Genomic DNA, 14,095 nt, shown 5'->3' with positions numbered 1-14,095 from the left:
CGGCACCAATACTAAGCCGTTAGTATTGGGGTATCTATGCCATGTATCTTCCTCTACGCTATAACTAATGGACACCAGTTAAAGCATAGAGAAAAGTGTTTAAATAACGATTAATAAAACTTATGAAAACATACTATAACTTAACTTCATTCTTCCAAGATATAGCAGCAGCGTAATTACTATTAAGCTTTAAACACCGTGCGAGATTAACTTTTGCTTTCGTGTAATTCTTTTGCATATAATAACATTTTGCAAGCAATAGATAAGCTGCTTCTTCTTTAGCCATTAAACGCTCAGGAAAGGTTGTAGGTTTATTTAGGAGGAAAAAATTTAAGTTGTTTATTCCTTGTTCCAAATTTTTCCCAGATTTCACCGCCAGCACTCCCAATCTATATTTATAAATAGATGACTTTGTATAATCATATGCTTCTTCAAGGACAGACCAAGCCTTATCGAAATCTTTAAGGCCGTCTATATACATCGTGGAAAGCCAAGAGTAGCCGTTAGAAGTGTAAGCTTTTCCAGATTTCTTACCGGATTCTATTGACATCCTGAAATACTTTTCCGCCTTGGAATAATCTTTGAAACTGTCATAGTATGTGTATGCTGTATTAAATAACATCAAGGCATTGTCTCGTTTCTTATCATCCTGAAAATAAGTAGCCACTAAATCCATTCCTTCAATATCCTTTCGTTCAGCAGCAACATTAATGTACTTGAACTGAAATCGTGAATTGACTGGTAACTCAAGACCATAAATGGATATTAATTGTTTTTGCTGCATTTTAAACGCATCAGCCAGGGAACCAGGTTTTTTTTCCTCGAAATCGTAAAAACTAAATAGATACTTTATAGCAGGCAAAAGTCCGTATGAAACGATTGAATTGTGGTCTGCCTCTTTAAAAAGTTCATATTTGAAATGCAATGTATTAGAATCAAGCCCCATTAATTTTTTTTCTATATCCTTCGCATATTCTATCCTCCTCGGTATATCATTCCCCGCCGGCGCGATATAATACAAGGTCGGATGTGAATTATAATATTTTCTTAATTGCTCGCTCACCTCAAAAGGAGGCTGGTTTTCTTCTAATTTCTCAGGTGTAAATAATACATAACCATTGAAAAGTCCCGGCTCATGCTGAAATAGATAATTAGCATAACTAGCACTGTAAGATTGGCCAATAAAGGCTCGAAACTTTGTGATGTGGTAATCCCGCTCTATCTGTGGTATAATCTCCGTTTTGAGTGAACTGATAAATTTTTTACCAATGCTATCTACCATACCGCTTTCATAACTATAACCCATATTTGGCATATCTCCAGAAAGGATTTCAATTACAATAGCCTTTGGCAAATTATTCATAAAATTATTAATATATGCAGCAGCTAGCATCCCATTAGAACTTAGAGCGCCATAACTATTGATGAAAATGGACGGATATTTTTCTAAGGAATTATAATCCTTAGGTAGCCAGACGTTATATTTGATTGTATCTCCCACTATTGGTGAAGAGTATCCATGCTTCACAAGCTGTTGAGCAAAACTTAGAAATGGGACTATGAAAAATAGAACTGATGTAATGCATTTAATAATTTTTAATATCGAGAGCTTCATGATCCTGCTAAAATGAATTATTTGGTCTTACTGTAGATATTAGATTTAACTGTTTCAAGAGACTATATAAGTATGAAATTATTATCGAACGAACCAGTCAAACTTGAATGAGTAAATTATAAAAAAATTAGATTTATTTTCATATGTAAGCAGATCTTTATTTATCAGATTTTTTACCAAAAAAGATGAATTTTTTGATAGCACTAAAGATTTCTTAAAAAATTTTTAGTCTCACAAAACGAAAGTATTCATCCCCTACTGTATATCTTTCTTTCAGCTATAAGTTTAATTGCAATAATTAATGAAAAGAAATCAGTCACAACTAATGCGCACGGAATAGCTACTTATGAAGTATCGCCAGAACAAATCAAGCCGGGTCGCCAAATGCTGTATGCTGAAGTTCGATATAAAAACGACGTACAATATTTCAGCATACATATTAGATCCCTCGTCGGATAAAATTTCAATGAATTTTTACCCAGACGGAAGCTATCTTTCGAATGGTTTGTCAAGTGCACAAACCATTTCATTTGAGCTCTTTCCACCAATTTATTAAATTGCAGACAAGCAAAACTTTACAGCAAATTATTTTTGGTGAGACTGGGTCAACATACTACGTTTTATCCATTTTTAATGCCTTCTTAAAGTTTTAATAGCATAAATAAATAGTGGTCTTGACAAATACTTAAAATGCTGTTGTAACATCACAACTTACTTAGTTTTTCCTCAAGTTCATTTGCGGTTTTTAATGTTTTAGTAGATCCGCTCGGAATTCCTGCTAGAATTTCCTTTATTCTTTTCTTAAAAGGTTTAATAATTTTTAGCGGGAATCCATTGAAAACGATAATACTATTATAGAGACCATTGTTGACATCTATAAGTTCATTTTTTGTTTTTTGCCATTTCTCGCAATAACCAATCAGGTCAGACAGAAATTTATCATCAGACTGCCAGCTGTTGGAAATTTCGCCATATGCCTCCAGTCGCTTTGCCGGGTCCTTTGAAAATAGACTGGTGATTAGATCCCTCCTTTTTGATTGGTAAATATCCGCCACAACTGAACCACTTCCTGGGTTCTTTCTCGCGAAGATATCCGCAACAGACTTGCCCAAGGCTGGAGCAGCATAGAGCAAAGCGGCTATGGCTACATCTTTTCCAGTTGCATCGGATCCGGTAAGCTGGGGGCTGAAATCACGAATAAGCTGAACCTGAACGACATTCATCTTACTGTTTTCCAAACTATAATCCTGACTGGCTTTAACTTCGGACAGACTAATTTGCCTTTCATTATAAGAATTGGTGAAATACCAGCCAAGAATCGCTATTACGATTGGCATCATAGCTGTAGATCCCATTTGAAGCTTGTCCCAAAAGTCCCGTTTCTTTTCATGGGAAGCTGCCTCGAGTAGTTCCAGTCGCTTTTTAATTTCTTCGTCCATAACTGTGTGGTTTTAGTGAATATCTTTTGCGTGGAATAAAAATTAGTTTTGACACTAAAAAAAATAACACAGAGCTTATCAATTATAAATTTCACGTTTTCGATTGATGCTTATCGCGTCAAATTATTCAAAGATTACATTATACTAATCGTTTACAACTGCTTAAGGCTACTGATTGAATGATAGCCTAATCTGCGGTAGCTTTCAAACTGCGATTCATTGAAAAACTGATCTCCTGTTGACTCCTGCGGAAACTTATCATTATTCATTTTATATTCCCTTACGTCTACTCCTTCGTTGCCGCTGAGCGCTGTTTTGACATAGACTATCTTTCCGGATGGCGTCAAAGCATCTCCGGGATACCAAATTGACCCCTTAACAGTATGCTGTTTTACGAACCTACTCGAGGGATCACGACTGACGATTTTGTCTACATCGATCTGGATCTGTACGCCGAAATCTATTCTGCACCTTCGAATGGCATTAGCAAGTCCTTCGCAGGTACTTTTTTCATCTTCCTCCGCATCGCACACCAATATATAGCTACACTTTCTTCTAACCAGCTCATAAATGCCCATGTTATCAAAGTGTCCTCCATCAGAAAGGCATACATAATCTTTATCAATATCCGATTTCCCGATCAGGTCATAGATCAAATAAGCCAAACCGGTTTTTGGATCAGAGCGTCCGAAGGTTTTTTTACGCGGATTCCCCATCCACCTGCCTAGGCGCACATTAAATACGGTCAATAAAAATGCTACAGGAGCCGAGGAATGGTAACCCATGTTGGGATTTACCGCTGCCCCGGAAATCGCCATAGCCGTCCCGATTCCGGGTCCACCCTCTTGGGTATACTTGTGGGTTTGCCGATATCCGTATTGAAAAATACCATTCTTTGATTCTGCTGCCGACCTGGTAGTACTGAAATCATATCCGCAATAAAGGGGAGAAAAAGTGAAGGACTCGGCTTTTCGATCCTGACGATCGAGTTCGGAAACGGTAGAAGCGTTCATCGCTGTATTTATTATGGGATACGGACCCTTGTATCCTTCCTTGAAAACCAAATCTTTTATCGGCAACTCATCCAGCACATCAAAACCAGTGAAATCATTGGAAGTATTTTCGCGATCCGTACGTCTCCTGGTCGCGCCAAGGTAAGCCCTGGTCAATCTGTTACGATAAAAATGGTGAAGGGAAAATTCATTTACCCCAATCCGGTAACTGATAATCCATGCCAGTCCGCCGAGACCAATAAAAAAAAGAAAATATTTTAGCCATTCCTCTGGGGTTTTCAGGGGAAGCCACAAATCAAACAGCAACTGTAGCACCTCCAAAATATACGCCCCCAGGAGCAAAAAAATCACCATAAACAGATAAGGAGCAAGTTTAATTAAAACATCTTTTATTCCGGATTTGCCTTTTGAGAGATTTGCCGAGGAAGCATAAGCCGTTCGCACCGCCCAGAGTACGATTGCCAGCCAACCGCCGGCCAGGCTAACCAAAGGTTTGGTAAAGACAAATATTAACTGGGGTAAGATAAGTGCTCCAAAAGCTAGTAAAATGTAGCCAATCATTGTCTTGTGCATCACTGCACCCATTCTTCCCCACCACTCCCTTCGTTCATCGGGAAATAACGTTCCCATAATCATCATGCGCACCACTACGCAAAGGCTGAAGCATTCCAATATCAGCGGTGGACCAATAATAAAGGCAAGCTGACCGGAAAACCTGCTGAACCTGGTGTAACAGTAATCCTGGATCTGGATAAATGAAATTAAATCCCATGATACCTTAAGCAGGTATCCACCCAGTGCGCCGGCGGCGGCAGAGGAGATCACAAGCCAAATTCCGTAATCCCATCGTTTTTTGGTGTTGGCCGCTTTCCAATAATTACCCAATATCGCTACCCCCAACATAGAAAGCGATCCGACAATAGCTACTGAGATAAATATTGGGGTTTTATCGGCAATGGATTGGAAATTTTCACCAGCAATCCAAGAACTGATGATCAGCCCGGAAAATATGCCCCAGCCCATCAGAATGTTGGCAATGAGCTTATTGGAAAACCTGGCTGTGCTTTTAATATGACCTGGTGTGTACATCCTCATTGCAGTACCAGTAAAAAAAGCGGCAACGCCTAAAAAGACAATACTGAAAGACAATATCGAAGCCTGGCTGTAGAAAGGAACTGACACAAAGGTACCGTTCCAGATTTCATATACCAGGGAAATACCCGCCAGGAGCGCGCAAAGCATAATGACAAGCAGCATCTGGTTGATTATGGTATTCCTGAGCCAGGTCAATCCTGCGGTAACTGAATCGGTGGAGGCAATACCCGTTGTCGGCGCCAGATAATTACTGTACATCCTGAGCCAGCGGATCGGGCGCACCTCTTCACTTAGCGGATCCCCGGAAATATCCGGATCAAGTAGTTTATTGACCTGTTTGAAAGAGCCGAGTCGCTTGATCCAGGAAACCCACCAGCTTCCAATATACCCTCCTCCGGATACTGTTGAGATATAGTCAAATTCCCTAAGCATCCCTAGGTTAGCAAGTTTTTGCAGCACCCCTAACCCAAAGGTCGCCGAACGGATCCCGCCCCCGGAAAAGGTGATACCTTTAAGTTTCATATGCCTGGCTCTGGCTAGTGGATCGGGATGGGGAAGTTCATTAGGATCCCGCTTCACAGACCTGGGATTATCAGGATTAAACCTGCGGTCTGAAAACTTCAACACCTCATCCATTTCATCATGAAACAACAGTTCAAAAGGTACAGTTAGGTTGTTCTCATTTAGTGTGCTGATTAAAAGTCTATCATTCAAAAGAAGACTATTAGCTTTCTCCCTGATATTGCCACCATCCCAATAGGGCAAAAACTCATTGTTTTCTAAATTTTTATAAATCTGGTGCTGGTGAATCAGAGCGATATCAATGACCTTTTTTTCCAGAGCCAAAATAATCAGGTAAGGCATATAGTTCAGGACCTCAACCAGATACAGACGACTTGAGGGCTGCTCGTAAAGCATTTTGCGGAAACCCTGCCGCCATTCCCCAGGTAAATCCTGCTCTAAAAAAACCCTTTCTGTAAAACGCTCAGCAGATTTACTTTTAATCTGAAAAAAAACATGAAATGGTTCCTTGAAATTTGCCTGGTGATATTCAGCCAGTACCACGATACCCTCAGTGATCAAAAACAATCTTGATAAATAGCGATGATCGGTCTGATTGTTCAGCTCGTCGGGAAAAAGTTCCCAAGCCCTTTTTATCGCTTTATCTACCTTTTCACCTTTGTTATCCCCGGTGGATAGTTTCTGAATATTCGCATTGACCTTGCTGAACTCAAGCGTGCTGTCCTGCAGATCCAGAATGTTGCAAATTTCTTTGTAAGCGGATAAAAATGAAATAGCACGGGAACTTAAATCAGTAACAATATCCATGATCAGAGCGATGAAATGATTAAAATAAATGAAAAATTGAGCAAATCTTACGGTTAGGAAAGTTCTACAAGTTTGGATGAGGAATCAGCTTAGGGACTATGTTGGTTTATTCTTATCATTAGGGAGTATGGTTAGTTTGTTTTGGTTGAGCTTAGTTAAATGGCGACCGCCTCATAAAATCTTAAAGTATGATAGAAATAGGGAACAAGTTATTATCAAAAGAAAAAGCGTGAAAATTCACCCTAAGCAGGAATATTATTGGTCTAAACTCCCGCCCACATTACCTTAATTTCAAATCCCACGCCTGCAGGAGGGTAAAGTATTTGATTAAACAAAAGAAAGTGAACAAGTTAACAATAAAAATACTTAAAATTAAGTATTTTTCAAATAAGGAATAAAAGTGGCCGAGTTCCAACATCACTAACACCTGCATCCTGAGATGGCACGAATGCTTGCCATTAATTGAGGAATTTAAAAAAAAGATCAGTGTGAAAATTGTCAAGTCTACTTTGATTATTAATTTCTGACCCTATCCCAGTCAGAATAATAGATCGGGGATCCTTACTGATGAGATGATATTTTTGAATATAAAAACTCAGCGCTTGCACTGGAAAAAACTTTGGAAGTTAAATATATTAAATGATAATCATGAAGTTGAATTTTAGGAGAAACATTCAACCATTGGTCCTCCTATGCCCTAGAAACAATATAGTATGCTATTTGAACTCAGCAAACCCACAGGCTACCATTCGCTTCACCTGATCTTTTCCAAACTTTTTCGAATTAAAGAAAAAACCCCATCGATAATTACATAATTTCAAGTAATTGAAATAAAAAACAATTTGTATTTTTACAATAGATGACCTTGTGCGTCAACGCTATAACGCTAATCTCACCAAATTGTCTAAGCTGCATCAAATCTCTCAATTTGGGAAAATGGTGTAAAAAATACCGTTCTTTAAAATTTTTGGTCCACAATCTGAATTACCCTCAAACTCATGACATCCCATAAATCTGAAAATTATTCGAATTATATTTTTATTGTTTTACATGGATATTCCTGCAGCACGGCAGCTTACAGGTCTATAAAAGTCAGGCTCGAAAAAGATTTTTCAGGCTGCGAGGTGCTGATTCCCAAACTGAGCATGCCAATTTTCTCGCGTAAGGATCCAGTCGAAATCGTTGAGGTAATTATTACCAGAATTGATGCACGATGGACACCCGGGAAAAGAATTGTCCTCATTGGTCATAGCTGTGGGGCTATATTGGCCAGAAAAGTTTACTTATGTGCCTGTGGAAAAGGCAAATCAGATCCATACGAGAATAAATCCACGGATATTAAAAGCTGGGCATATGCAATCGATCGGATTATACTTTTAGCCGGTATGAATCGGGGCTGGACGGTAAACAGGCATTTGTCGCTCTTCCAAGCCATGAGTTGGGAAATCGGGATTGGAATTGGAAAAATACTGTCCATGATGGGTGTGGAGCCATTAATATTTAAATTCAAAAAAGGCGCTCCATTTATTACCGATCTTAGATTGCAGTGGCTGGATTTACAGAAGGACAGTGTGGTTACTGGTCTTGGCGGAGCAATGGTGGTACAGCTGCTTGGGACAATAGATGACCTGGTCTCTCCCGAGGACAACATCGATATGATCACGGGCGCGAAGTTTTTTTACCTTGATATCCCTTTCAGCGGGCACAAGGATGTAATTCTGATGGATCGATCGGAAAAAGGAATAGCCCGATATTCAGCTTTTCATCAGGCCCTTACAATGAGCGCGATTGAAATGGCTAGCTCACAAACCTCTTTCACTGAACCGGTTTTAGTCCAGAGACCAGAGGTTACAGATGTTATTTTTGTAATACATGGCATAAGAGATGCGGGCTACTGGACGCAAAAAGTAGCAAGAAAGGTTAAGGCTCTTGCCCTGGAGAACAATCAGAATATCGAACTCGAGACTTCCAGTTATGGCTATTTTCCGATGCTTCCTTTTTTGCTCCCGGTGTCCCGAAAAGCAAAAGTAGAGTGGTTAATGGATCAGTATACTGAAAACTACGCAAAGTTTCCAAAAGCAGAATTTTCGTTTATTGGCCATAGCAATGGCACGTATTTGCTGGCTAAGGCGCTGACAGATTATCCTTGCTGCAGATTTAAAAATGTGGTTTTTGCAGGAAGCGTAGTTCGAAATGATTACAAATGGGATACCTTATTTGAAAAAGGCCGGGTTAAGGCCGCTATAAATTTCGTTGCCACCGGAGACTGGGTTGTAGCGATTTTCCCAAAATTATTTCAGACGCTAAATGTTTCTGATCTGGGGAGCGGCGGACACGACGGTTTTACATCAAAACGCAATATTGAGCTAAAATATGTCAAGGGTGGACATGGCGCAGCAATCCAGGAAAATCTCTGGAAGGTTATCGCCAACTTTATACTCACTGGCGATACACCCTCGATTCCAGAGGCATTGAAAGATGATGTACAAAATGTATGGGTCAAAAGACTTGGTAAAACGGCCCTACTGGTATGGGCTATCATTCTATTAATATTACTGGGCATTGGCATTTTACTCTGGAAATCAGGTCCTGCATCACCCTACTTTAAATCCTTGATTCTTGCGTTTTATTTGATTGGGATCTGGAAGGTACTAACTAAGCTGTGAGGTTTTGGATAACTCAGTATTATTAACTCTTTCCATCAGCTAATCAACACCAAATCACGAACAAAAGCAATTTTTGAAATATTGAATTTGACCCAATTGAGCTACCTTTTATTTATCAATTAAAGAGGGGACCATCAGTCTTGGAATTTGCAAAACACAGCATACAAGGATGGATTAAACCATGTAAGAACTGAATAAATATAACATAATTCTTCACCTGCTTTCCCAATCCGGAAGAAAATCTTTAATAAAATACAGTTAACCTCGAGTAATAATTGAGCGTCTTCGAATGCTTAATGATTTACAGGCCAAAAAATAATCCAGTAACAAACAATGCCTGATGACTTTTATTAATAAAGGAACCTGACCCGTAAACAAACCTTTAATTATCAAACCTGATCATAAATCCCTCGCTTAAAGAACTGCAACTTGTCCAAGTAGGAATTCCCACCAGTTCAGGGAAAGAATGAAAATAGATACTCTGTGTGCACGGAGTTTGTTATGTGTTTTGCATTGGTGGAGGTTTGTCGAAGAGTTTGAGTTGATCATTATCGGCTATTCCCAAATTACACTGCTGTAAAATGACAAGAAGTTGCCATTGGCAATAGGTTTTCTGCGCGATAACTTCGTTTAATCTGGTGGTATTAATCAGAGGAGAACCTTAAACCAAACACCATTATGAGCATTAGCTTAAAAGAATTTGAACGTCAGTATGGTATTGACCTACTGCCAGTTTCAGCAGAAACCATTATCCTGGGCGACATCTGGGACTGGGCGGGAACATTCAACCAAAGACTCGAACGCCAGCATGAAAACCTGGCTTCGGTGGGCGATCCTTCTCAGGCATTGATCGATAAGCTGACCAAGGTGCCGATGAGTAAGGCCTTTATACCGGACATCGAACTGAAAAGTAAGAATTCCACAGATCTTGATTTGAATATACCGACAATTAAACTGGATCTAAATGGAAAGATAGACTCAGCCAAGGTACTAAGTTTCAAATTCCAGGGCGTTACCTCAAAAGATGTAAGTGGCCCTTTGAAGGCAGAGATGAATGCACACCTAGACAAGCTCAAGAATGCGGATTTTAAAAAGTACACCAACAAAATCAAGTTTTGCGAAATTGCAGTCTGGCTATTTTATGCTGACAGTGTAGTGTTAAGCATTGATAAAACAACTGGCAATACTGCAGAAATCGAGGCCGAAATTCATAGGTTGGAAGGCGTTAAAGTAGGAATTGACAATTCCAGCGAAAAGCAAATCACCTATACTATGAACGGGGGAAGCGGCTGTCCATTTGCTGCCCAATTTATAAAAGGTAAATTTTTTTAAGTGCCAAAAAGGGTCAGGTCTGGATTGATCATTCTTGACCTTTTAAACAAACAATCACTCAAATCATGGTGATGCGAAGATATTAAATCAGGCCAGATTTCACCGCATAGCAGATTAGCGCATTGGCATTTGGCAAGCTTGATTTATCCTGCATGTGGCGCCTGTGATTGACTACAGTATGTTCACTCAAAAACATTTTGTGGGCAATCTGTTTGCTGCTTAAGCCCTCTGACATATATTTTAATACCTCAATTTCCCTAGCAGAAAAACTACGTTCCACCTCCCCGACCTGGTAACTCTGCCTGAAAATTACCGTCGAGGGATTAAGTCCTGTTGGATCGATTTTTTCTACGGTCTGAATGACCTGATTGCGCTTAAACTCCCCATTCAGGTTGGCAATAATGCCCATGCTAAAAATCGGATTACCATGCTGGTCAGACAGAAAACAACTTCGCTGTAAGTAATGTTGGTAGCTTCCGTCTTTAGCCCTGACGCAGGCGTTGTAGGAAAATATATAATTCTGATGTTCTGCGGAGGAAATCTCTGCTAATATGGAAAGTCTTTGCGGAAAAATTGTTTTATCAAAAAGTTTCAAGTGGTCTCTTTGATATATTTCCAGCGTATGGGCTATGCCCTCATTGACGAAAGTTTCAGCGGTATATCCGGCAAAATTACCAGATATTTTGATGTAACGGCCTGTTCGGTAATCCAGAATATAAAATAGCGGAATTACCTGTCCAAAAAAGATATGAACATAACCGCAGGCGTGAATGAAATCATTAAAATTGTTAATAATCACTGGTTCATCTCGCACTGCCACCTCCTTTAGAAACTGGAGATAACCTGACCAACTGGTTTTATTGTTTGAGAGCATTTAACCTTTGATATTGGATGTAAGTAATTAATTTAAAGGTAATTAAATTAAGGCTCAATACCAAAAGCTATTGAAGATTTAATTTTGAAAGTATTAATGATTTAGGCTTTACCTAGTATCCCTCACCTCAATTACAATTGAGGAATTCATCATTTGGGAAATGACAAGAAATAGCTATTTATTCAACCTACACTTATCTCTAATTTAGTTTTAATTTAAATCCTCACTAGAATGTCTACACTCACCATCAACAAAGACTTAATCAACACAACCCTTGAATACAATTCTTTTGTTATTCCTAAAGATGCAAAATTGCTGATTTGCGGGATTCGCGGCGCAGTTCTACAGGTCCCGAATGACAATGACTTTAAAGCGAGCCAAACACTTTTGCTTAGCGATCTAAATTACAAAAACCCAAGGTGCACCATACTGCTTTACAATCTTCAAAATGCTGAAATTGCTGCCTATCCGGCAAGCACAGTTCCCCATATAAAAAATATCAGTGCCTCCATATTAAAAAAAGGGATGGGAACAAATTGCTTGATGACCGGCTTTTACAGGGATTATCGCAAAGGGGTACATAAACCGCAATCCCCGACCGGACATGCCGCTTTGCGGCAAACTGCGCCACATCCAATCAGGCGAAGCACGGATGATGAGGACTATGACAACGATGACCGGATAGAGTATGTGAATCCTTTCGATAATATCCACAGCGGATGGTTTCAGAGTATTGATTCAGAATCCTATGCAAGTGCAGGTTGTCAGGTTATCATGGGTTATCCTGCCTGCACGCTTCCAGGGAGAGAGAAAGGTGTGGGTCCTTGGGCAAAATTTCAGTCAAATATTTACAAGAGCAGCCAGCAGTCTTTCGCTTATTTGCTGGTCTCTGCGAGGGAATTAATCCAGATAAGTACCAACAAAGACCCAAAGCGCAGAAAACTTAAATTTGGTTCTCAAGGCGACATCGTAAAAGAGTTGCAGGAAAAGCTGGCCAAGCTTCATTATTATGAAGGAAAACCGGATGGTGATTTTGGAGAGAGGACCTTGAAAGCAGTACTTAGTTTCCAGCAAGGGGTATTCGGCAAAGAAGGAGCCGATGGCGTAGTGGGTGATCTAACCTGGGAACAACTATCATAAAACTAAAGAAAATTAGTTATGAATAACGATCTGAAAACAGGAATTGATGTAGCACTAGTTTTTTGTTTCGGCCCGATCGCGTATATATTTCAGGAATTGATTGCCATTAAGCTGAAGCTGATTAATGGATATTGGTTAATGAAACTCGAAACTATCCTCAACCGGCGTTGCTATTTCGATAAATATGCCCGATATTTTCAAAAAGAAATAAAATCATTAACCACCTATTCAGCAGTGCAGGATCAACAGTTACAGGAGATCTATTGGTAGCCGGCTACATCATACGAGCTGAAACCACCTAGTATTCATTGACTGCCGGACGAGGTGGTTTCTGATCTAGATTTTGTTAATCTATCAAACCTTCATCTCCAAAACTGTAATAACCCTCCTGGCATAAAATGATATGATCATGCACCTCAATGCCGAGCAGTTTACCACCAGCTACCAAAGTTCGCGTTAATTTTATATCAGCCTCGCTCGGAGAACAGTGGCCACTCGGGTGATTGTGACAAACAATGACCCCACTTGCAGAAGCCTTTAACGCTACTCCAAAAATGACCTTCGGATCCGCAATAACGCCTGAAAGTCCTCCCTGTCCAATGGGTACTACGCCCAATACACGGTTTTGTCTGTTGAGCAAAAGCACCTTAAATTCCTCAATGAACTGCAGGTGATCATCATTCCAGGTCTGCAGCAGTATCTGGTAGGCAAGCTTGGATGAATTAATCTGTGGGCGTTCGGACATTTTGTAGTCAGGTCTGTAGCTGATCTGAATTTCTGATACTTTGAATTTTTGATTTTCCATAACATTTGATTTAATTATGGCACATCGATTAGGTTCTTTGTTGCCAAAGCAAAAGGAGGAATGGAATAAATTGGATACGCAGGAAAGCCGTAGGAGCGTTTATGCCGGAAATTCCTTTTGCGTGCCGGAGAAGAACCTTAAATTGGTGGAATAATAGAATCAACAGCAAAACCCTAAAAGCGTATCAACACCTGCAGTCTTACAGCTGATTAATGTATAAATCCTGAAAGGGATCAAACATTTTCTGAAAAGTAAATCTGTTTTTACGTAGTACACGTAACGCCGGCAAGTTCGCACGGTTGACCACAGCGGCGACTACAGTGATGCCCTGATCATTGAGGGTTCGAATAATCAGAGGTAGAATTTTGCTCATCACAGCGCGGCCAGTGAGCTGATGTTTGAGGTAAAACTCTATAAAATAAGGATAATGTTCAAGTTCATAGTGTTCGCGCGCAACATGCGGGGGGATAATCTCAATGATGCCCACAAGTTCATTGTTTTTGTTTTGCCTGATGAAGCAGGTCTGCCCTCTTCCGACATATGCGTTGAGCAGCATGTTTTGAAGCAGGTGCCCTGCTTCAGAAGAATTTTTAATTCTTTTATTGGGTAAAAACTTTAGGGTTTTGCTGTTGGAACGGATTTCAAGCACTTCCTCTACCAGTGACTGATATCGGGAAATATCTTCTGCTGAAAAGGAGTTTACGGTTAATGAAGAATGCTTGATAGCGATGGGTAAAAGCATAAAGGGATAAAATTAATACTTCTTTTCAGATTCAAGCCGGATCTT

10 protein-coding genes are annotated in these 14,095 nt (G+C 39.8%); 4 read left to right on the top strand and 6 right to left on the bottom strand.

The genetic code is table 11. The annotated features are described in order from the left end of the window. Positions 1 to 133: 133 nt before the first annotated feature. From EA772_RS14270 to EA772_RS14260, 3 genes are all read right to left on the bottom strand, one after another. A complete protein-coding gene (locus EA772_RS14270) occupies positions 134 to 1,501 on the bottom strand; it encodes an alpha/beta hydrolase-fold protein (protein WP_168187559.1) in 1,368 nt (455 codons plus the stop codon). A gap of 818 nt (positions 1,502 to 2,319) precedes the next feature. Continuing rightward, positions 2,320 to 3,054 (bottom strand): hypothetical protein, encoded by a 735-nt coding sequence (locus EA772_RS14265; RefSeq protein WP_124913797.1) that lies wholly within the window; start codon positions 3,052 to 3,054, stop codon positions 2,320 to 2,322. A 152-nt stretch (positions 3,055 to 3,206) separates the two neighbouring features. Continuing rightward, on the bottom strand, positions 3,207 to 6,491 hold the full coding sequence (locus EA772_RS14260; protein ID WP_124913796.1) for a patatin-like phospholipase family protein: 3,285 nt from the start codon (positions 6,489 to 6,491) through the stop codon (positions 3,207 to 3,209). Between the two features lie 998 nt (positions 6,492 to 7,489). Here EA772_RS14260 and EA772_RS14255 point away from each other — a divergent pair. Together EA772_RS14255 and EA772_RS14250 are read left to right on the top strand one after the other, a co-directional pair. Further along, the gene (locus EA772_RS14255; protein ID WP_124913795.1) at positions 7,490 to 9,157 is read left to right on the top strand and encodes an alpha/beta hydrolase; all 1,668 of its coding nucleotides are present in this window, start codon (positions 7,490 to 7,492) and stop codon (positions 9,155 to 9,157) included. Between the two features lie 678 nt (positions 9,158 to 9,835). Continuing rightward, the gene (locus tag EA772_RS14250; RefSeq protein WP_124913794.1) at positions 9,836 to 10,489 is read left to right on the top strand and encodes a hypothetical protein; all 654 of its coding nucleotides are present in this window, start codon (positions 9,836 to 9,838) and stop codon (positions 10,487 to 10,489) included. 82 nt (positions 10,490 to 10,571) lie between these two features. Here the strand turns inward: EA772_RS14250 and EA772_RS14245 are convergent, their stop codons facing one another. Beyond that, positions 10,572 to 11,363, bottom strand: a complete 792-nt coding sequence (locus EA772_RS14245; protein WP_124913793.1) for a response regulator transcription factor — start codon at positions 11,361 to 11,363, stop codon at positions 10,572 to 10,574. 231 nt (positions 11,364 to 11,594) lie between these two features. Here EA772_RS14245 and EA772_RS14240 point away from each other — a divergent pair, with 231 nt between their 5' ends. Both EA772_RS14240 and EA772_RS14235 read left to right on the top strand, forming a co-directional pair. After that, positions 11,595 to 12,503, top strand: a complete 909-nt coding sequence (locus EA772_RS14240) for a peptidoglycan-binding protein (protein ID WP_124913792.1) — start codon at positions 11,595 to 11,597, stop codon at positions 12,501 to 12,503. Between the two features lie 18 nt (positions 12,504 to 12,521). Beyond that, on the top strand, positions 12,522 to 12,773 hold the full coding sequence (locus EA772_RS14235; protein WP_124913791.1) for a hypothetical protein: 252 nt from the start codon (positions 12,522 to 12,524) through the stop codon (positions 12,771 to 12,773). Between the two features lie 76 nt (positions 12,774 to 12,849). On the opposite strand, the gene EA772_RS14230 is transcribed toward EA772_RS14235, so the two are convergent. Beyond that, the gene (locus EA772_RS14230) at positions 12,850 to 13,308 is read right to left on the bottom strand and encodes a RadC family protein (RefSeq protein ID WP_124913790.1); all 459 of its coding nucleotides are present in this window, start codon (positions 13,306 to 13,308) and stop codon (positions 12,850 to 12,852) included. A 199-nt stretch (positions 13,309 to 13,507) separates the two neighbouring features. Continuing rightward, on the bottom strand, positions 13,508 to 14,050 hold the full coding sequence (locus EA772_RS14225; protein ID WP_124913789.1) for a GNAT family N-acetyltransferase: 543 nt from the start codon (positions 14,048 to 14,050) through the stop codon (positions 13,508 to 13,510). Positions 14,051 to 14,095 lie beyond the last annotated feature (45 nt).

The sequence above is a fragment of the Pedobacter sp. G11 genome (assembly GCF_003860265.1).
Taxonomy (GTDB): domain Bacteria; phylum Bacteroidota; class Bacteroidia; order Sphingobacteriales; family Sphingobacteriaceae; genus Pedobacter; species Pedobacter agri.
The sequence above is the reverse complement of the archived record's forward strand: the minus strand, read 5'-3'. Positions and strand labels throughout refer to the sequence as shown.